14 protein-coding genes are annotated in these 20,745 nt (G+C 68.0%); 4 read left to right on the forward strand and 10 right to left on the reverse strand.

From position 1 onward, the window contains the following. Nucleotides 1-99: 99 nt before the first annotated feature. From acs to ACWGCN_RS18950, 7 genes are all read right to left on the reverse strand, one after another. Nucleotides 100-2,004: an acetate--CoA ligase gene (gene acs / locus ACWGCN_RS18920; RefSeq protein WP_452529063.1), complete on the reverse strand. Its 1,905-nt coding sequence runs from the start codon at nucleotides 2,002-2,004 to the stop codon at nucleotides 100-102. A 76-nt stretch (nucleotides 2,005-2,080) separates the two neighbouring features. Beyond that, on the reverse strand, nucleotides 2,081-3,718 hold the full coding sequence (locus ACWGCN_RS18925) for a solute symporter family protein (RefSeq protein WP_378992633.1): 1,638 nt from the start codon (nucleotides 3,716-3,718) through the stop codon (nucleotides 2,081-2,083). Continuing rightward, a complete protein-coding gene (locus tag ACWGCN_RS18930; protein WP_379312527.1) occupies nucleotides 3,715-4,071 on the reverse strand; it encodes a DUF485 domain-containing protein in 357 nt (118 codons plus the stop codon). The genes ACWGCN_RS18925 and ACWGCN_RS18930 overlap by 4 nt, the downstream gene beginning before the upstream one ends. Before the next feature lie 152 nt (nucleotides 4,072-4,223). Next, nucleotides 4,224-5,978 (reverse strand): sodium/solute symporter, encoded by a 1,755-nt coding sequence (locus tag ACWGCN_RS18935; protein WP_452460265.1) that lies wholly within the window; start codon nucleotides 5,976-5,978, stop codon nucleotides 4,224-4,226. An 86-nt stretch (nucleotides 5,979-6,064) separates the two neighbouring features. After that, nucleotides 6,065-6,430, reverse strand: a complete 366-nt coding sequence (locus ACWGCN_RS18940; protein WP_378992638.1) for a hypothetical protein — start codon at nucleotides 6,428-6,430, stop codon at nucleotides 6,065-6,067. Beyond that, nucleotides 6,427-7,224: a LytR/AlgR family response regulator transcription factor gene (locus ACWGCN_RS18945; protein WP_378992641.1), complete on the reverse strand. Its 798-nt coding sequence runs from the start codon at nucleotides 7,222-7,224 to the stop codon at nucleotides 6,427-6,429. The genes ACWGCN_RS18940 and ACWGCN_RS18945 overlap by 4 nt, the downstream gene beginning before the upstream one ends. A 61-nt stretch (nucleotides 7,225-7,285) precedes the next feature. Then, nucleotides 7,286-8,464: a sensor histidine kinase gene (locus ACWGCN_RS18950; RefSeq protein WP_378992643.1), complete on the reverse strand. Its 1,179-nt coding sequence runs from the start codon at nucleotides 8,462-8,464 to the stop codon at nucleotides 7,286-7,288. 201 nt (nucleotides 8,465-8,665) lie between these two features. Between ACWGCN_RS18950 and dnaE the strand changes: the two genes are divergently transcribed. Beyond that, the gene (gene dnaE, locus ACWGCN_RS18955; RefSeq protein ID WP_378992645.1) at nucleotides 8,666-12,229 is read left to right on the forward strand and encodes a DNA polymerase III subunit alpha; all 3,564 of its coding nucleotides are present in this window, start codon (nucleotides 8,666-8,668) and stop codon (nucleotides 12,227-12,229) included. Between the two features lie 56 nt (nucleotides 12,230-12,285). Here the strand turns inward: dnaE and ACWGCN_RS18960 are convergent, their stop codons facing one another. Continuing rightward, nucleotides 12,286-13,482, reverse strand: coding sequence for a Cmx/CmrA family chloramphenicol efflux MFS transporter (locus tag ACWGCN_RS18960; RefSeq protein WP_452459857.1), 1,197 nt, complete (start codon nucleotides 13,480-13,482; stop codon nucleotides 12,286-12,288). Nucleotides 13,483-13,565: 83 nt separating this feature from the next. Next, nucleotides 13,566-14,138 (reverse strand): TetR/AcrR family transcriptional regulator, encoded by a 573-nt coding sequence (locus ACWGCN_RS18965; RefSeq protein ID WP_452459858.1) that lies wholly within the window; start codon nucleotides 14,136-14,138, stop codon nucleotides 13,566-13,568. A gap of 130 nt (nucleotides 14,139-14,268) precedes the next feature. Between ACWGCN_RS18965 and ACWGCN_RS18970 the strand changes: the two genes are divergently transcribed. The 3 genes from ACWGCN_RS18970 (at nucleotide 14,269) to ACWGCN_RS18980 (ending at nucleotide 19,317) form a co-directional block, all read left to right on the forward strand. Next, nucleotides 14,269-16,194, forward strand: coding sequence for a hypothetical protein (locus ACWGCN_RS18970; protein ID WP_452459859.1), 1,926 nt, complete (start codon nucleotides 14,269-14,271; stop codon nucleotides 16,192-16,194). 45 nt (nucleotides 16,195-16,239) lie between these two features. Continuing rightward, nucleotides 16,240-17,991 carry a malto-oligosyltrehalose trehalohydrolase gene (treZ, locus tag ACWGCN_RS18975; protein WP_452459860.1) on the forward strand — a complete coding sequence of 584 codons (1,752 nt, stop codon included), beginning with the start codon at nucleotides 16,240-16,242 and terminating at the stop codon, nucleotides 17,989-17,991. A 75-nt stretch (nucleotides 17,992-18,066) separates the two neighbouring features. Then, the gene (locus ACWGCN_RS18980) at nucleotides 18,067-19,317 is read left to right on the forward strand and encodes a serine hydrolase domain-containing protein (RefSeq protein WP_449971437.1); all 1,251 of its coding nucleotides are present in this window, start codon (nucleotides 18,067-18,069) and stop codon (nucleotides 19,315-19,317) included. Nucleotides 19,318-19,333: 16 nt separating this feature from the next. Here the strand turns inward: ACWGCN_RS18980 and ilvA are convergent, their stop codons facing one another. Continuing rightward, nucleotides 19,334-20,686, reverse strand: a complete 1,353-nt coding sequence (ilvA, locus tag ACWGCN_RS18985; protein WP_378992653.1) for a threonine ammonia-lyase IlvA — start codon at nucleotides 20,684-20,686, stop codon at nucleotides 19,334-19,336. Nucleotides 20,687-20,745: the final 59 nt, after the last annotated feature.

The following is a 20,745-nucleotide window of genomic DNA, read 5'->3' on the forward strand; positions in this document are numbered from 1 at the left end:
GCTGTGTCCTTTCGGCAGGTTCGGGTCCGGTCCACGGTGACAGGGGCCGGCCGATGCTTCCCGCGCCACCGGCCGGTGGCGCGGGCTGTTGTCCTGTCGTCACGCGGTGGCGATCGACTCGAACACCGTCGGATCGACCAGTGTCGAGGTGTCGCCGAGCTCGCGTCCCTCGGCGACATCGCGCAGCAGCCTGCGCATGATCTTGCCGCTGCGGGTCTTGGGCAGTTCCGGCACGATGTGGATTTCGCGTGGCCGCGCGATCGGGCTGATCTCGAGCGACACCGCCGCCTTCAGCTCCGACACGAGCCCGTCGGCCGTGGCCGCCGATCCGGTGAGGATGACGAAGGCGACGATTCCCTGCCCAGTGGTCTCGTCGGACGCACCGACCACCGCGGCCTCGGCGACGGCCGGGTGCCCGACGAGCGCGGATTCCACCTCGGCGGTGGAGATGCGGTGACCGGACACATTCATCACGTCGTCGACGCGCCCCAGGATCCACAGATCACCGTCGGCATCGAGCTTGGCGCCGTCCCCGGCGAAATACCAGCCTTCGGAAGCGAAACGCTGCCAATAGGTTTCGCGGTAGCGGTCCATGTCGTTCCAGATGCCGCGCAGCATCGACGGCCACGGCTGATCCAGGACGAGCAGACCGGACCCGTCGGGACCCAGCGGTGTGCCCTCGTCGTCGACGACTTTCGCGGAGATCCCCGGCAGCGGGCCCATCGCGGCGCCGGGCTTGGTGTCGGTGACGCCGGGCAGCGGCGCGATCATGATGGCGCCGGTCTCGGTCTGCCACCAGGTGTCGACGATAGGAGTCTCGTTGGCGCCGAAGACTTCCCGGTACCAGCGCCAGGCTTCGGGGTTGATCGGTTCGCCGACGGAGCCCAGCAGTCGCAGCGTGCTCAGATCGTGCGCGTCGGCGATGTCGCGGCCCCACTTCATGAACGTGCGGATCAATGTCGGCGCGGTGTAATAGATCGTGACGCCGTACTTCTCGATGATCTCGAAATGACGATTCTCGTCAGGGAAGTTCGGAGTGCCCTCGTACACGATCTGCGTCGCGCGGTTGGCGAGGGGACCGTAGACGATGTAGCTGTGCCCGGTGACCCAGCCGATGTCGGCGGTGCACCAGTAGACGTCCTGTCCCGCTTTGTGGTCGAAGACGTTGTGGTGGGTGTAGGCGGTTTGGGTGAGGTAGCCGCCGGTGGTGTGCAGGATGCCCTTGGGTTTTCCGGTGGTGCCGGAGGTGTAGAGGATGAACATTGGGTGTTCGGCGGGGAAGGGCTGTGCCTCGTGGGAAGGTGAAGCGACAGCGACGGTTTCGTCCCACCACAGATCGCGCACCTCGGTCCACGGCACGTCGAGGCCGACCCGGCGCACCACCAGCACATGCTCGACGCTCGACGGATCCGAACCCAGCGCCTCGTCGACGGCGTACTTCAGCGCGGCGGGCTTGCCGCGACGCCACTGCCCGTCGGTGGTCACGATCAGCCTGGCCTCGGCGTCGTCGACCCGCTGGCGCAGTGCCGTGGGGGAGAACCCGGCGAACACCACCGAATGCGTGAGACCGAGCCGTGCGCACGCCAGCATCGTCACGATCGCCTCGGGCACCATCGGCATGTAGATCGCGACGCGATCGCCCGCCTCGAGTCCTAACGCAGTGAAAGTGTTCGCGGCCCTGCACACCTCATCGAGCAACTCCGCGTAGGTGATCGCGCGGGAGTCGCCGGGTTCGCCCTCCCAGTGGATGGCGACCTGGTCGCCGTGGCCGTCGATGACGTGGCGGTCGAGGCAGTTGTAGGCGACGTTGAGCTCGCCGTCGCCGAACCAGCGTGCGACCGGCGCGTCGGTCCAGTCGAGTACCTCGGTGAAGGGCTTGTGCCAGTGCAGCCGGTTGGCCTGCTCGGCCCAGAAACCGTCGCGGTCGGTGCGCGCCCGCTCGTACAGCGCGGCATCGGCATTGGCCTGCGCGACGAACTCCGGGGCGGGCGGGTAACTGGTCACAAGATCTCTCCTTCGAAAAGCATGGGGGTACAACCCGTGCCGGTGGGGCGAACCACCGGCACGGGCAGGGTTGGCGTCAGTGCGAGATCGCCTTCTCCGCACCGACGCCGGTCAGGGACCGGACTTCCATCTCCGCGGCCTTGGCCTGGTCGACCTGCTCACCGCGGCCACCCAGGTAGGTGCCGAGGATGCCGAGCACGAAGGCCAGCGGAATGGACACGATGCCTGGGTTGGACAGCGGGAACCAGTCGAAATCCGCGCCCTTGATCATCGCGGTCTTGTTGCCCGACACCGCGGGCGAGAACACGATGAGCACGATGGTCGAGATCAGGCCGCCGTACATCGACCACAGCGCACCGGTGGTGTTGAAGCGCTTCCAGAACAGCGAGTACAGGATCGTCGGCAGGTTCGCCGCCGCCGCCACCGCGAACGCCAGCGCCACCAGGAACGCGATGTTCTGGCCGTTGGCGAGGATGCCGAGACCGATCGCGAGGACACCGATCACCACCGCGGTGATCCGCGAGACCCGCACCTGCTTGACCTCGTCGACGTTGCCCTTCTTGAGCACGCTGGCGTAGATGTCGTGGGCGAACGAGGCCGACGCGGTGATGGTGAGACCGGCCACGACCGCGAGGATCGTCGCGAACGCGACCGCCGAGATCACCCCGAGCAGGATCACCCCGCCGAGTTCGAACGCCAGCAGCGGCGCCGCCGAGTTCTGGCCACCCGCCGCGGCGAGGATCCTGTCCGGGCCCACGATGGCCGCCGCGCCGTAACCGAGCACCAGGGTGAACAGGTAGAAGGCGCCGATCAGGCCGATCGCCCACACCACCGAGCGCCGAGCCTCTTTCGCGGTCGGGACCGTGTAGAAGCGCATCAGCACGTGCGGCAGACCCGCGGTGCCGAGGACCAGGGCCAGGCCCAGCGACAGGAAGTTCAGCTTCGACATCTCGCTGCCGCCGTATTGCGCGCCGGGCGCGAGCACGTCGCGGGCGGCGACCGCCTTGCTGGTGGACTCGCTCACCGATTCCTGTGCGGCACCGAGGATGTCGGAGAAGTTGAAGCCGAACTTCGCCAGCACCATCACCGTCATCAGCGCGGCGCCCGCGATCAGCAGCACCGCCTTGATGATCTGCACCCAGGTGGTGCCCTTCATGCCACCGACCAGCACATACACGATCATCAGCACACCGACGGCCGCGATGACGATGGATTGCCCGGTGCGGCTGGAGATATCGAGCAGCAGCGCCACCAGGCCGCCGGCGCCCGCCATCTGCGCGAGCAGATAGAACAGCGAGACGGTGAGGGTGGTCAGCGCGGCCGCGGTGCGCACCGGGCCTTCCTTCAGCCGGAAGCTGAGGACGTCGGCCATGGTGAATTTGCCGGTGTTGCGCAGCATTTCGGCTACCAGCAGCAGCGCGACGAGCCAGGCGACGAGGAACCCGATCGAATACAGGAACCCGTCGTAGCCGTAGACGGCGATCGCGCCCGCGATGCCGAGGAAGCTCGCGGCCGACAGGTAGTCACCGGCGATGGCGATGCCGTTCTGCGGACCGGAGAAGCCGCGTCCGCCGGTGAAATAGTCGGCGGCACTGGCGTTGTTGCGGCTGGCCCGGATCACCACCACCATGGTGACCGCGACGAACAGCAGGAAAATGGCGATGTTGGCGATGGGATTGCCCACCGTCGACGACGCGGCAAGGGTGACGCTCATGATGCCTGGCCCCCTTCGAGTTCTTCGCGGATGGCCGCGGCGCGCGGATCCAGTTCACGGTTGGCGAAACGGACGTAGAGCCCGGTGATGAGGAACGTGGAGACGAACTGCCCGAGTCCGAGCAGTAGGCCCACGTTGATGTTGCCGAAGACCTTCTGGGCCATGAAGTCGTGCGCGTACGCGCCGAGCAGCACATAGCTCAGGTACCACACCAGGAACAGCGCGGTCATCGGGAAGATGAAGCGGCGCAGCCGGTTTCGCAGATCTTGGAACTGCGGACTCGCTTGTACCGCGAGCCATTCGTCGGCACTCGGCGTGCGCGGATCTGGCGCCTCGGTGTCGGTTTGGGTCATGCCGGTCGTCCTAGCGTGAAGGGGGGTCGTGCGTGGAGATGACGGTAGGTCCCCGGACGCGGGCGCATGAGGGTGTGGCGTGGGTCACTCGGTGAAGGTGGCCGCCCGTGCGGTGAGCGGTCGGTGTGGTGCGACGAACGGTCGGTGCGAGATCACCGATGAGTGGCGGTTTCGGGGTCGCGATCGGCACTCATCCCGAGCCGTTCGGGGGCGTGCATGCGCAGGAACACCCCCGCCACCGCCCGGGGGTCCTGACCCGTGGTGGCGAGGCTCACCAGGATGGTCACCGCGAAGGCCAGCGGAACACTGACCGCACCCGGATAGTCGACGATCGCGGCCGGCCAGCCGTTCGCCAGGTCGGGGGAGACGCCACCGAGCACCGCCAGCACGGTCGCTCCGCCCGCGGTGACCCCGCCGGTGAGCATGCCCGCGGCCGCGCCGGTCGCGGTGAGTCCGCGCCACCAGATGCCGAGCACGAGCAGCGGGCACAGCGTCGACGCGGCCACCGAGAAGGCCAGGGCGACAGTGCGCGACAGATCCAGGGACGCCACGGTGACCGCGAGCGTCAGCGGGACCAGGCCCGCGACCAGGGCGGCGAGGCGGAAGTCCCGGATCCGGCCGCGCAGCACGTCGGTACTGAGCACTCCCGCCAAGCTGACCAGCAGCCCCGACGAGGTGGACAGGAATGCCGCGATCGCCCCGGCCGCCGCCAGCGCGGCCAGCAGCTGTCCGCCGAGTCCACCGAGCACTGCACCGGGCAGCAGCACGACGGCCGCGTCGGAGGCGCCGGTGATCAGCAGTTGGGGCACGTAGAGGCGGGCGAAGACGCCGAGCAGGATCGGGAACAGGTAGAAGACGCCGACCAGCCCGATCACCGTCAGCGCGGTCCGGCGCGCGGACGGGCCGTCGCGATTGGTGTAGAAGCGGACGAGCACGTGGGGTAATCCCATGGTGCCGAGGAAGGTCGCCACGATCAGCGAGAACACCTGGTACTGCGGGTGTTCCCCGCCGAATCCGCCGCCGGGCACCACCCAGCCGGCGCCGTCGGCCGGTGCGCCGGCCACCACCGGAACGGCCGAGCCCGGCGCGAGGATCAGTTCGGTGCCTTCGTCGAGGGTGTGGTTGCCCGGTGTCAGCACGACCGGACCCGCGGTGGGGTGTCCGTCGAGTGTTCCGGTGATCGTCACCTGCTGCGAAACGTCGAGGTGCACGACGACATCGGTCGAGATGTCGACGGTGGTGCGCTCGTCGACCGTGGGTGGCACCGGGGTGGCGACCGGTCGTTCGTCGGCGAGGAAATGCATTCCGAGCACCAATGCGGGTACCGCCACCGCGGTCAATTTCAGCCAATACTGGAATGCCTGCACCAGGGTCACCGACCGCATGCCGCCGCCGATCACATTCGCCGACACGATCGCGCCCACCGAGACCGCCCCCACCCAGGCGGGTACGCCGAGCAGAATGTGCAGCGTCAATCCGGCTCCTTGGAACTGCGGAATCAGATACACCGCGCAGACCAGCACCACGAGACCGGCGGCCATGCGCCGCAACCGAATAGAACCCAACCGGAATTCGGCGAAGTCCGGCACGGTGTACGCGCCGGAGCGGCGCAGCGGGGCGGCCACGAACATCAGCAGGCCCAGATAGCCCGCGGTGAAACCCACCGGATACCACAGGGCGTCCGCACCGTATTTGGCGATCAGTCCGGCGACGCCGAGAAAGGAAGCGGCGGAAAGATATTCACCGGAGACCGCTGCGGCGTTCCATCGCGAACCCACCGTGCGTGACGCGACCAGGAAATCCGAAGTCGTGCGGGACAGGCGCACTCCATAAAACCCGATGCCGACAGTGGCGAGCGCCGCCAGCAGCAGTGCGGCGACCGTGAGCGCCGGATTGTCGGGGCTCATGAGCTCGGCCCGCCCGACGGTGCCGGTTTCGATCCGCGGGCGCGGTCAGGCCCATACGGCGCTGTCGACAGCTCGTACGGCATGTGTCAGTCCCCGGCCAGTTCCAGGAAATCGTCTTCGTTGCGCTGGGCGAGGCGAACATACGACCACCCCACCGCGTACAGCGCCGGGAACGCGAGCACGCCGAGAATCAGCCAGGGCAGCCGGATGCCGGCCACCGTCGCCTCGGCGATCGCGTCGACGCGCAACAGCACCGGCAGCGCGCCGAACCCGACCGCCACCATCAGGCCCAGGCGCAGTGCCAGGCCCAGCTGCGCCCGGATCAGCCCACCGATCAGCGCCGTGCCGAGGTCGGTCTGCTCGACCATCTCCGTGCGCGTGCGCACCTGACGCGCACCCCGCCGCTGCGCCAGCACCACGCGTTCCCGCGGCGGTCGCTGCGGACCCGTCACCGCTGTGACCAGTTCTGCCGAGGTCCGTGCACCAGCCGCTGCTTGAGTTCGCGCACCTGGCGACGACTCACCGGCAATTCCACCGCGCCCGCCGCCCCTTCGGCCCGCAGACACACCACCGTCGCGTTCCCGGCGCTCCGCAGCCCGGTCACCAATCGCAAGGCCACCAGATAGGACCGATGCACCCGCAGAAATCCGGCATCCTCCCACCGTGATTCCAGCGCCGACAGCGGAATTCGCACCAAATGCGACCCGCTGCCGGTGTGCAACCGTGCGTAATCCCCATCCGCTTCGACCCACGCCACATCAGCCCGGTTCACCAAGGTGGTCACCCCGCCGAGCTCCACCGGAATCACCTCGCTCGGATGCGCGGACTGCGCCACGACCGTCGCGGGCACCGAAATACGCCCCGCCAGAATCCGTCGCACCGCCTCACCCAATCGAGCACCTCGCAGGGGCTTCAACAGGTAATCCACGGCCCCCAGATCGAAGGCTGCCACCGCGTGATCATCATGGGCGGTCACGAACACCACCGCGGGCGGCTCAGCGAATTCCGACAGGATTCCCGCCAATTCCATCCCCGTGAGCCCCGGCATATCGATATCGAGAAATACCGCGTCGATCGGATGTGCCCGCAACAACCGCAAAGCCCCGGTCGCTTCACCGGCCCGATAGATCTCACCGACTCCCGCCTGCGTGCTCAGCAGATACACGAGCTCGTCCAGCGCCGGTTTCTCATCATCGACGGCGAGCACCCGCAGAGCGGTCGAGGGTTCATCGGTGTTCCAAGTCACAACCCATCCATCGTAACCGGCAGGGTCGGCGGCGGTGCCGAACGCCGCCATGAGACCGGGATCAGGCGCGAATACCGGCGCGAAACTTCGGGACCCGCATGCTGACTTTCGTGCCTGCGCCGGGTGCGGTTTCCACGACCAGGCCGTAGTCGTTGCCGAAAGCGGCGCGGAGGCGGTCGTCCACGTTGGCCAGGCCCACGTGGGCCGCCTCGCCGGTGCGGGCGGGGCCGGAGCCGGTGTCGACGGCGTCGAGTGCGCCGGAGCGCAACAGGTCCGGGTCCATGCCGATGCCGTCGTCTTCGACACTGATCAGGCAGTCGGTGCCGGCGTCGGTGGCGACGATGCTCAGCTGGCCGCCTCGGCCGCCGCCGGCGAGGCCGTGCCGGACCGCGTTCTCGACGAGTGGCTGCAAGGCGAGGAAGGGCAGCACGACACCGAGAACTTCTGGTGCGATGCGCAGCCGCACGTCGAGCGCGTCGCCGAAGCGGGCCTGTTCCAATGCCAGATATCGCTCGATGTTGCGTAGTTCGTCGGCGAGCACGGTGAATTCGCCTGCGGCGCGGAAGGAATAGCGGGTGAAGTCGGCGAATTCGAGGATCAGTTCGCGAGCCCGATCCGGGTCGGTGCGGACGAACGAGGCGATCGTGTTGAGCGCGTTGTAGATGAAATGCGGGCTGATCTGGGCTCGCAGCGCCCGCAATTCCGCCCGGTCGACCCGCGCCCTCGACGCGTCGAGCTCGGCGAGTTCCAGCTGTCCACACGCGTAGCGCGCCACCTCCGCGACCGCCCCGAGCATGCCGGGCCCCGGCTTCCCGGTCGTCACCATGCCGAGCGCCCCGACCGCCGCCCCCGTGTCGATCGGCAACGGTTGCGCGATCAACGTGTGCTCGTCACCGGTGACCAGCACGGGCCGCTCATCGGCGACGGCGCGGCGCGCCGCCTCGGCGAACGAGGCGAACATCCCGGTCTGCGGACCGTCCCACGCCAGCAGCGTCCCCTCGGCGTCGGCCACACCCAGCGCCTCGGCACCCGCGAGCGCCCGCAGGTGTGGCGCCGCTTCACTCGCGGACTCCTCGGTCAGCCCGCGCCGCAACGGCACAGCGGCCAGCGACGCGGTGTGCAGTGCTTGGTGGACGGCCCGCTGGGCGGGTGTGGTGACGACCCGCTGGGTTCGCCGCCAGACCAGCAACGCCACGACCAGCAGGGCGAGGGCCGCGGCGGCCACGATGAAGGGGGTCATCGAGTCGGCCGATCGGTGTGCACCGATCGATTATGTCGGGGCGAGCGCCGGAATCGGATCAGGCCGCCTTCTTCGCGAGATCGAGGGCCTGTCGGTGACGTTCACCACGACACGCCGCCCCTCGCCCAGGCGCGGTTCGTGGCGTGCCGAATCTGTCGGACCCCCGTGCATAGAATGCCAAGGCCAACCCCCGCCGACTCTATGGGAGGAAGGACCGTCTTGGCTCCGTCCGGATCGTTCGTTCACCTGCACAACCACACCGAGTACTCGATGCTCGATGGAGCGGCGAAGATCTCGCCGCTGTTCGCGGAGGCGGATCGGTTGGGCATGACCGCGGTCGGCATGACCGACCACGGCAACATGTACGGCGCCTCGGAGTTCTACAACTCGGCCAAGAAGGCGGGCATCAAGCCGATCATCGGCATCGAGGCCTACATCGCACCGGGCTCGCGCTTCGACACCAAGCGGGTGAAGTGGGGCGATCCGGGTCAGAAGGGCGACGACGTCTCGGGCTCGGGTGCCTACACCCACATGACGATGGTCGCCGAGAACGCGACCGGCCTGCGCAACCTGTTCAAGCTGTCCTCGCTCGCCTCGATCGAGGGCCAGCTCGGCAAGTGGGCGCGCATGGACGAGGAGATCATCGCCCAGCACGCCGAGGGCATCATCGCGACCACCGGCTGCCCGTCGGGTGAAGTGCAGACCCGCCTGCGTCTGGGCCACGATCGCGAAGCGCTCGAAGCCGCCGCGAAGTGGCAGGAGATCTTCGGCGCCGACAACTTCTTCCTCGAGGTGATGGACCACGGTCTGTCCATCGAGCGCCGGGTCCGCGAGGGCCTGATCGACATCAGCAAGCAGCTCGGCATCCCGCCGATCGCCACCAACGACTGCCACTACGTCACCAAGGACCAGTCGGTCAACCACGAAGCGCTGCTGTGCATTCAGACCGGCAAGACGCTGTCGGACCCGACCCGTTTCAAGTTCGACGGTGACGGCTACTACCTCAAGTCCGCCGCGGAGATGCGCGCGATCTGGGATGCCGAGGTCCCCGGCGCGTGCGACAACACCGAGCTCATCGGTGAGCGGGTGCAGTCCTACGACGACGTGTGGGCTCACCGCGACCGGATGCCGATCTTCCCGGTGCCCGAAGGCCACGACCAGGCCAGCTGGTTGCGCAAGGAAGTCCTCGACGGTCTCGATCGCCGCTTCCCGGACGGTCCCTCGCGCGAATACCTCGACCGTGCCGACTTCGAACTCAAAGTCATCTGCGAGATGGGTTTCCCGGCCTACTTCCTCGTCGTCGGTGACCTGATCAAGCACGCGCTCGAGGTCGGTATCCGGGTCGGTCCCGGTCGTGGTTCGGCCGCCGGTTCGCTGGTCGCCTACGCGATGGGTATCACCAATATCGACCCCATCCCGCACGGTCTGCTGTTCGAGCGATTCCTCAATCCCGAGCGCGTGTCGATGCCCGATATCGATATCGACTTCGATGATCGCCGCCGCGGTGAGATGGTCCGCTACGCCACCGAGAAGTGGGGCAGCGACCGCGTAGCCCAGGTGATCACCTTCGGCACCATCAAGACCAAGGCCGCGATCAAGGACTCCGCGCGAGTCCTGTTCGGCCAGCCCGGTTTCGCCATCGCCGACCAGATCTCCAAGGCGCTGCCGCCGCCGATCATGGCCAAGGACATCTCGGTCTCCGGCATCACCGATCCCGACCACGAGCGGTACAAGGAAGCTGCCGAGGTCCGCGAACTGATCGGCTCCAATCCCGACATCGCCAAGATCTACGAGACCGCGAAAGGCCTGGAAGGTCTGATCCGCAACGCGGGCGTGCACGCCTGCGCGGTCATCATGTCCTCGGAGCCGCTCACCGACGCGATCCCGGTGTGGAAGCGCGCCCAGGACGGCGCGATCATCACCGGCTGGGACTACCCGTCGTGCGAGGCCATCGGCCTGCTGAAGATGGACTTCCTCGGCCTGCGCAACCTCACCGTCATCGGTGACGCCCTGGAGAACATCAAGGCCAACCGCGGCATCGATCTCGACATGGACAACCTGCCGCTCGACGACCCGGCCACCTACGAACTGCTCGCCCGCGGCGACACCCTCGGCGTGTTCCAGCTCGACGGCAGCGCCATGCGCGACCTGCTGCGCCGCATGCAACCCACCGGCTTCGGCGATATCGTCGCCGTCCTCGCGCTGTACCGCCCCGGCCCGATGGGCATGAACGCCCACAACGACTACGCCGACCGCAAGAACAACCGGCAAGAAGTCAAACCGATCCACCCCGAACTCGAAGAGCCACTGAAAGAGATCCTGGCCGACACCTTCGGCCTGATCGTCTATCAGGAACAGATCATGCAGATCGCGCAGAAGGTGGCCGGGTACTCGCTCGGCCAAGCCGATATCCTGCGCCGCGCCATGGGTAAGAAGAAGCTGTCCGTCCTGGAAGAGGCTTACGCCGGCTTCCGTGACGGCATGCTGGCCAACGACTTCTCCGAGCCCGCCATCAAGGCGCTGTGGGACACGATTCTCCCGTTCGCCGGGTACGCGTTCAACAAATCGCACGCCGCCGGCTACGGCCTCGTCTCCTTCTGGACGGCCTACCTCAAGGCCAACTACCCGGCCGAGTACATGGCCGGTCTGCTCACCTCCGTCGGTGACGACAAGGACAAAGCCGCCATCTACCTGTCGGATTGCCGCAAGATGGGTATCACGGTGCTGCCGCCCGATGTCAACGAATCGGAGCTGAACTTCGCCTCCGTCGGCACCGATATCCGGTTCGGTCTCGGCGCGGTCCGCAACGTCGGCACCAACGTGGTCGGCTCGATCATCACCGCGCGCAAGGAGAAGTCGAAGTTCACCGACTTCTCCGACTACCTGAACAAGATCGACGCGATCGCCTGCTCCAAGAAGGTCACCGAATCCCTCATCAAGGCAGGCGGATTCGACTCCCTCGGGCATCCGCGCAAGGGCTTGCTGCTGATCCACTCCGACGCGATCGACGCGGTGATGTCGACCAAGAAGGCCGAGGCGATCGGCCAGTTCGACCTGTTCGGCGGCCTCGGTGACGGCGACGACTCGATGGCGTCGGTCTTCAATGTCAAAGTCCCCGAGGACGAATGGGAGACCAAGCACAAGCTCGCCCTCGAACGGGAGATGCTGGGCCTCTACGTGTCCGGCCACCCGCTCAACGGCGTCGAGCACGTGCTGGCAGCGCAGGTCGACACCCCTATCCCGGCGATCCTGGAAGGCGACGTCAAGGACGGCGCGCAGGTGACCATCGGCGGCATTCTCGCCTCGGTGAACCGCCGGATCAACAAGAACGGGTTGGCCTGGGCTTCGGCCCAATTGGAAGACCTCACCGGTGGCGTGGAGGTGCTGTTCTTCCCGCAGTCGTACTCGGTGTACGGCATGGATGTGGTCGAAGACGCCGTGGTGCTGGTGAAGGCCCGCGTCTCGGTGCGTGACGACCGCATCTCCCTGATCGCCAACGACCTCGTCGTTCCCGACCTCTCGGCCATCGGCGTGGCCAAGCCGGTGGCGGTGGTGATGACGACCCGGATGTGCACGCCCGACAAGCTCGGTGAGCTGAAGAAGGTCCTCACCCGGCACCAGGGCACCTCGGATGTCTTCATCCGTCATGTCGGCGCCCGGGAGAAGACCACCATGCTCAAACTCGACGACGCCTGGCGAGTGTCTCCCTCCTCCGCCTTGATGGGGGACCTGAAAGCGCTACTCGGCCCGGGCTGCCTGGGCTGAGCCCGAGACGTCGAAACCACCCGTATCTGTCGCGGGTGGTTTCGACGTCTCATGACCTACGGGTGGGTGAGCGCTGGTAGTCGCGGCTCGGAAGTGCCGGCGGCCGTGCGGGGTTCACGTTCCAGCCGATGGGACAGCCCGACGGTGGCGAGCATGGCCAGACCGAGTCCGGCGCCGATCCAGCCGACCGAAGCGAAGCCGAGCCCCGCGCCGATGGCCAGTCCGCCCAGCCATGGACCGACGGTGATTCCGACATTGAACGCCGAGTAGTTGGTCGCCGCGGCCAGTGTCGGGGCGCCGTCGGCCAGCGTGAAAACGCGGGTGTTCAGGGCCGGGTTCGTGGCGAAACCGACAGCGCCGAGCAACAAGACGAGCACGATCGTCGGCGCCGGGAAGCGCGCGGTGACAGCGATCGTGGCCGCGATCACCGTCATCCCCGCGGCGCCCACGTACAGCGTGCGGAACGGGTGCGCGTCGGCGAATCGACCGCCGATCGTGATACCGATCAACCCGCCGACGCCGTACAGACCCAGCACCGCCGGGACCCACGCCGCCGAGATGCCGGTGGTGTCGGCCAGCATCGCGCCGAGGTAGGCGAAGGTGACGAACGCCGAACCCGTCGACAGCGCGGTGGCGGCGTAGGACACCCACAGCCGCACATTCGCCATCACCCGCAATTCGCCCCGCAAGTCCGCGACCCTGGCGGGTCGACCGCCGGGAATCTTCGTGAACACACCGATCATCGTCAGTGCGGACAGCCCGGCGACCGACCAGAAGGCCGCGCGCCAGCCCAGATGCTGGCCGATGACGGTGCCCGCGGGCACCCCGATGATCGTGGCGATGGTGAGTCCACCCGCGACGATGCTCATCGCCCGTCCGCGTAACTGCGGGGCCACCAGGCTCACCGCGGTCGCCGCCGCCAGCGCCCAGAACCCCGCGTAGACGAAGGCACTCACCACCCGGGTCGCGAAGATCACCGAGTAGTCGTCGCTCAGCGCGCCGACGACGTGCGCCGCGACGAAGATCGCGAGGAAGGCCAGCAGTGCGTCACGGCGTGGCCAGCGCAGCGTCACCACGGCCAGCAGTGGCGCGCCGACCAGCATGCCGAGCGCGAAGGCCGAGATGAGCAGTCCCGCACGGGGAATGGAGACTCCCAGGTCGGCGGCCAGGTCGGGGAGAAGTCCGGCCAGCATCAGCTCGGAGGTGCCCTGGGCGAAGATGGACAGGCCCAGGATGTAGACAGCGGTCGGCATGACAACCTCTCGTACGTCGAACTATTTTGGATCAATCAGTTCAAAATCAAGCCATGATGAAAGGCGATGGGGGCCGGTGGATCTCAGAGGCAGCGCATCGCGGTCTCGGCGATCGCGGTCAGGGTGGCGTGATCCGCTCCGCCGCGCGCCGCGACGCGCATGCCGCTGATGGTGGCGGTCAGGAACTGGGCGATGGCGCGGGCATCCCGATCGGCGGCGAATTCGCCTGCGCGCTTACCACTTTCGACAGTCGCCGTGAGTGCGTCGAGACGGCGCTCGCCATCGGCATCCAGGAGCGCGCGCGCAGCGGCATCGTGGGGGGCGAGTTCGACGATCGAGTTCACCACGAGGCAGCCCGACGGTTCGGTTTCGGACGCCTCGGCGGTCCGGCGCAGGATGTCGGCGATCCGCTCCCTGGCCGGTGCGTCGTTGTCGAGGATGTCGAAGAGGGGGGCGTTCTGGGTGGTCATGTAGTGGCGCAGAGCTCGATCGAACAGATCGCGCTTGCTGGTGAAGGTGTTGTAGATGCTGCTGCGGCCCAAGCCTGTCGCGGCGCAGAGGTCCTGGGTGGAGGTCGCCTCGTAACCGGCGGACCAGAACGCCCGCATCGCGGCGTCCACGGCGCGGTGCTCGTCGAATTCTTTGGGTCTGGCCATGCCGACGACCGTAACACATTTTGAACAGATCAGTCCAAAACTGGACTGTCCGCGAACACAGCCCCTCGGTGACTCCCCTGTGGTGGGTCGTGATGGCCGCCTCGCGAACTACGGGCTAGCGTCGAGAGACGTGACGTCCGTGCCGCTGCTCGACTCGCCACCGCACTCCCGTGACCCGTCGCGGCCGGTGCCGTGGCGGATCACCGGGCGGACGGTGCTGCTCGTCGCGGCGGCGCTGATCGTGGCGCAGCTGGTCCTGCGCGGCTGGGTGGCCGCGTCCGGATTCTTCTACTGGGACGATTTCCTGCTGATCGGCCGGGTGAGCAGCCAGCCGGTGTTCTCGACCGAATTGCTGTTCACCAGTCATGACGGGCACGTGATGCCGTTGGCGTTCGTGCTGACCTGGCTGGTCACCGAGGTGGCGCCGTTGAATTGGGCAGCCGCCGTCGTGGTGCTGATCGGGTTGCAACTGCTCGCTTCGCTGGCGGTGCTGCGACTGTTGATCGTGCTGCTCGGGGTCCGCACCCGCCTGCTCGGACCCCTGGCGTTCTACCTGTTCGTCCCGCTGACGGTGCCCGCGTTCGCCTGGTGGTCGGCGGCGGTGAACGCGCTGCCGTTGCAGATCGCACTCGCGTGGGTGAGCGCGGACGCGGTGCTGTTGGTGCGAACCGGGCGGCGTCGATATGCGGTGTCGGGGGCCGCGGTGTTCGCGGTGGCGTTGCTGTTCTTCGAGAAATCGGTGGTCGTGCTGCCGGTGGCTTTCGCGGTGGCAGTGCTGGCCGCGCACGTGACGGGCGGATCCGTACAGAAGGCCGCTCGGCGTGGGGGCGCGCTGTGGACGGCGGGCGGCGCGGTGCTGCTGACGTGGTCGGCGTGTTTTCTGCTCGTCATCCAACGTCCGAGGGGGCTCTCGGCTCCCGAACATCCCGGGTCCCTGTGGAGCCGCGCGCTGTCCGACGGGTTGGTACCCGCGCTGTTCGGCGGTCCATGGCGCTGGGAACGCTGGCAACCCGCCACGCCGTGGGCGGACTCGCCGAGCTTGCTGGTCGCGCTGAGCTGGCTGTCGCTGATCCTGTTCGCGGCGTGGACGATTCGTACCCGCTGCCGGGTCATCGCGATCTGGGTGAGCGCCGCCGGATACGCGGTCCTGACCATCGCGCCCGTCGTCCTGCTGCGTGACGGCCCGAGTACCGCGGGTCTGCTCCTCCAATCGGTGCGCTACTTCGCCGATTTCGCCGTCATCGCGACCGTCGCGCTCGCGTTGATCACGCTGGCACCCCGTCGGCGCCGGTCGAGTTCTGCATTCGGATCGAACGAGCCCGCACACCGGCGAATTCCGGCTGACATCGATCCGGCCCGTGCGCGCACCGTCAGCGGATCGGCTCCGGTCGCGGTGGGGCGTGATGGCCGAGCTCGGCAGGCAGTGGGTATCTCGGCGATCATCGTGTTCCTCGCGAGCAGTGTGTACTCGACGATCACCTTCACCAGGTCCTGGGAACCGAGCCCGGCCCGCACCTACGTGAGCGGCGTGCGAGCCGCGCTCCCCGGCGCCGCCGACGCGCCGCTGCTGCCCCAAGAGGTTCCGTGGAATGTCTTGAACCCGTTGGCCTTCCCCGAGAACATGACCGACCGTGTCTTCGCCCCGATCGCGACCCCCACCACCTTCGCCCTTTCGACTCCGCGCCTGCGGATGATCACCGATGAGGGCGCCGTCGTCGACGCGCAGGTCTGGTGGAACCGCGCCATCGTCGAGGGCCCCGAACCCCGCTGCGGGTACCGCGTGCACGGCACCGCCGGCGCCAACCTCCCCCTCGACGGCCCCATGCAGATCCGCGACTGGACCGCCCAGGTGAACTACAACGCCGAACGGGACGGCCGGATCGCGCTGTCCTTCGAGGGCCAGACCGAGACGATCGCCGACGTGCGCGCGGGCTTGAACACCGTGTACGTCCGGCTGCTCGGCGGTGGCGACACCCTGCGGATCAGATCCCTCGACGAGCGGCAGTCGCTGTGCGTCGGCGCGGGACCGGTCGGGGTCGCCGCGCACGCGCGGTGAATCGTTGATCGAGCACACCGGCGCGGGGCATGCGATGCTGGGCCGATGAGGCAGTTTCGGGTGTGGGCGCCGGAGGCGGGGGCGGTGCGGCTGCAACTGGACGGGGTCGAGCACCCGATGCGCAGAAACGGTGGCGGCAATTGGTCGGTCCGCGTCGACGCAGGTCAGGGTGCCCGTTACGGCTTCCTGATCGACGACGACCCGACGGTGTTGCCCGACCCGCGCTCGGCTCGCCAACCCGACGGCGTGCACGAAACCTCCGCAGTCCACGATCTCGATCAGACGGCCTGGACCGACCGGAACTGGACCGGCCGACCCGTGGCCGGCTCGGTGTTCTACGAACTCCACATCGGCACCTTCACCCCCGCGGGAACCTTCGACGCGGCGATCGAGCACCTCGACCATCTCGTGACACTGGGCGTCACCACCGTCGAACTCATGCCGGTGAACGCCTTCGACGGCACCCACAACTGGGGCTACGACGGCGTCGGATGGTACGCGGTACAGGAAAGCTACGGCGGTCCCGACGGCCTGCAACGCTTCGTCGACGCCTGCCACGCCCGTGGTCTCGCGGTCTGCCTCGACGTGGTCTACAACCACCTCGGCCCGTGCGGCAACTACCTGCCGCGCTTCGGCCCCTACCTCACCGCGGGCCGCAACACCTGGGGTCAGAGCCTCAACCTCGACGGCCCCGGCTCCGACGCGGTCCGCGCCTACATCATCGACAACGCCCTGCGCTGGCTGCGCGAATTCCACCTCGACGCCTTGCGTATCGATGCCGTCCACGCGCTGGTCGACCGCACCGCCACCCACCTGCTCGACGAGCTCGTCGTCGAAACCACCGCGCTGGCAGCACATCTGGGCCGACCGCTCAGCTTGATCGCGGAAAGCGACCTCAACGACCCCCGCCTGATCACCCCGCGCGCGGCAGGCGGCTACGGGCTCACCGGCCAGTGGAACGACGACCTGCACCACGCCGTGCACACCGCGGTCTCCGGCGAAAGACAGGGCTACTACGCCGATTTCGGCTCACTGGCCTGCCTCACGCAGACACTCACCCACGGCTTCTTCCACGCCGGGACCTATTCCAGCTTCCGCGGCCGCACCCACGGCGCGCCGCTGCGTCGCGACCTCGTCCCCGGCAGCGCGTTGTTCGGCTACACCTGCAATCACGATCAGATCGGCAATCGCGCGACCGGTGATCGCCCCAGCGCCTACCTCACCCCGGGTCAACTCGCGGTGAAGGCGGCGCTGGTGCTGCTCTCGGCGAGTACGCCGATGCTGTTCATGGGGGAGGAGTGGGGCGCGCGCACCCCGTTCCAGTTCTTCACCTCCCACACCGACCCGGTCGTCGCCGCGGCCACCGCCACCGGGCGCCGCGCCGAATTCGCCGAGCACGGCTGGTCCAGCGACGAGGTGCCCGACCCGCAGGACCCGGACACCTTCACCCGCTCCAAGCTCGACTGGACCGAGGTCGGTCGCGAACCGCATGCCCGATTGCTCGCCTGCTATCGCGGCCTGCTCGCCCTGCGCAAGTCGCGGCCCGAGTTCGCCGATCCATGGCTGGAACGGGTGTGGGCCGACTATGACGAAGCACAGCGTTGGTTCGTCCTGCGTCGTGGCCGAATCTCGGTGGTGTGCAACCTCGCCGAGGACGAAGTGGTGATCCCGGTGCACGGTCGGGTGCTGCTGGCCTGGTCGCCTGCCACCGAAAGCGGTGCGGGAACACTGATTTCGGGTCACAGTTTCGCGGTGCTCGAGGAAGGTGACGGCGCGGGCACGGTGGTCACCGAGTGATGACGCCGGGCTACGGGTCGGCCACATTCCGAAACGTGGCGTTGCCGAATAGGCATAACGCCGTATAGTCGGATGATGAGCAACGACGCTTACGGGCAGGACAGCGCTGCCCTCCCGGCCGGTGTCGGGGGTTTCGCCCCGGCCGGATTCGGTCCGCTGGTGCGCGCTTTCGCCACCTTGATCGGCCATCGCCGCGACGCGGGCGGTGCGCTCGCGATCTATCGGCACGGTGAACCACTCGCCCATTTCTGGACCGGTAGTGCGGGTGACCGACCATGGAACGCCGAGACCGGCGCGATCGTGTTCTCCGCGACCAAGGGTGTCACCGCCACCGTCATCCACCGGCTCGCCGACCGCGGACTGATCGACTACCAAGCGCCGGTCGCCGAATACTGGCCGCGTTTCGCCGCGCACGGCAAGGGCGCGATCACCGTCGCCGACGTGCTCACCCACCGCTCCGGGCTGTCGTCGCTGTCCTCGGTCGCAAACACCGCCGCGGAAGCCCTCGATCACGAATTGATGGAGGACCGCCTGGCACTGGCCACCCCGGACCGGATGCTCGGCACCCCCACCTATCACGCCCTGACCTACGGCTGGCTGCTCGCGGGCCTGGCCAGGGGCGTGACCGGCCGGAGTATGAGCGAGCTGATCCGCACCGAGGTCACCGATCCGCTCGGTATCGACGGCATCCACCTCGGTCGCCCCGCCGCGGACTCGTCGACCGAATACGCCCGGCTGGCCGGCGCGCACCTGAGCTTCGCCGCGCATCCCGTCGGCGCCAGTTTCCTCGCCAATGTCGGATTCCGGCTGCCCGGACCGCTCGGCGCGGCCGCTCGCTGCCTGTTCGTGCCCGGCCTCGACGGCATTCTCGACGGTGACGACCCCACGATCCTGAACACCGAGATGCCCGCGGGCAACGGTGTCGCGACGGCCGCCGGATTGGCGAAGATGTACGCGGCGCTGGCCGACGGCGTCACCGTCGACGGCACGCCGTACCTGCAGCAGAGCACGCACGCCGCGATCCGCCGGGTGCAGAGCTACCGGCTCGACCACGCGCTGTTCTACCTGCCGATGATGTGGCACCTGGGCTATCACTCGTTGCCCGTCCCCGGCGCGCGGCACGGCTTCGGCCATATCGGGCTCGGCGGTTCGTTCGGCTGGGTCGACCCGCAGTCGGGCCTCTCGGTGGCCTACGTCCACAACCGTCTCGACCAGATACTGCTGCCCTACGACCAGCTCGCCATGGGCTGGCTACTGCCGCTGGTCGTGTCGAGCGTGCGCGCGAGTCGCACGTCAGGACACCGCGAGGACCGCGCGGCGGCGTGACCGCCGCGCGGCGGACCTACGTCAGGTAGCGATAGGCGGGGGAGCCCGGTTCCAGGCGTTCGGCCTGGATCGGGGACTCCTCGATACGGTGCATCAGCGACGCCAGATTGTCGGTGGCACCGAGCTCGATGCCGACCAGTGCGGCCCCGGTATCCCGGTTGTTGCGCTTGACGTACTCGAACATGGTGATGTCGTCGTCGGGGCCGAGAACATCGTCGAGGAAGCGGCGCAGCGCACCGGGCTCCTGCGGGAAGTCGACCAGGAAGTAGTGCTTGAGACCACGGTGCACCAGTGAGCGCTCGATGATCTCGCCGTAGCGCGACACATCGTTGTTGCCACCCGAGACCAGCACCACGACCGTGCTGTCGGGCGCGATGTCGATCTCGGCCAAGGCCGCGGTGGCCAGCGCGCCCGCGGGCTCGGCGATGATGCCTTCGCTCTGGTAGAGGTCGAGCATCGCGGTGCAGATAGCGCCCTCGTCGACCAGCATCACCCGGAAAGCCGCTGTCCCGGTGGAGGATCCGGGTGTGGTGAGCAGGGGCAGCGAGGCATGCGAGACCATCCGGCCGCCGAACGACGCCGCCGCCCGGTAGGGCAGTTCGCCGATGCGGCGCACGGCGGCGCCGTCGACGAACGGGTCGATCTCGGGCAGCGTCACCGGTGCGCCGGCGACCAGCGCGGCGGTCAGCGAGGCCGCGCCCGCGGGTTCGACGGCCAGCAGACCGGTGTGCGGTGCGCGTTCGCGCAGGTAGGTGCCGATGCCGGCGAGACAGCCGCCGCCGCCGACCGGGACGATCACCAGGTCGGGGGCCGTGCCGAGCTGGTCGAGGAACTCCGCGGCGATGGTGCCCTGACCCGCGGCGGTGCGCGGGTCGTCGAACGGCGGCACCATGGTGGCGCCGGTGCGGGCGACATCGTCGGCGGCGGCCGCGGCCGCGGCGTCGTAGGTCTCGCCGACGGCGATCAGCTCGACGAACTCGCCGCCGTGCACGCGGATGCGGTCGCGCTTCTGCTTGGGGGTGGTGGTCGGCACATAGATGCGCCCGCGCACACCCATCGCCCGGCAGGCGAACGCCACGCCCTGCGCGTGATTGCCCGCGCTGGCGGTGACCACACCGGCCGCGCGCTCGGCGGCGGTGAGCTGCACCATCAGGTTGTAGGCGCCGCGCAGCTTGTAGGAGCGAACCGCGGTGAGGTCTTCGCGCTTGAGGTACACCTGCGCACCGGTGCTCGCCGACAGCCGCGCGCTGTACTGCAGCGGAGTCGGCTCGATGATGTCGGAAATTCGCTTGGCGGCGGCGTCGATCTCGTCCGCGGTGAGCGGCGGACGGATTACGGACACTTCGGCGACGTCAGCGATGGGGGACACCCGGACAATGCTACCGAGGCGGTTCGCGCGCTCGGCGAGCGGAACCATCCGCCGTGGCG

It is taken from the genome of Nocardia sp. NPDC055050, from assembly GCF_053608345.1.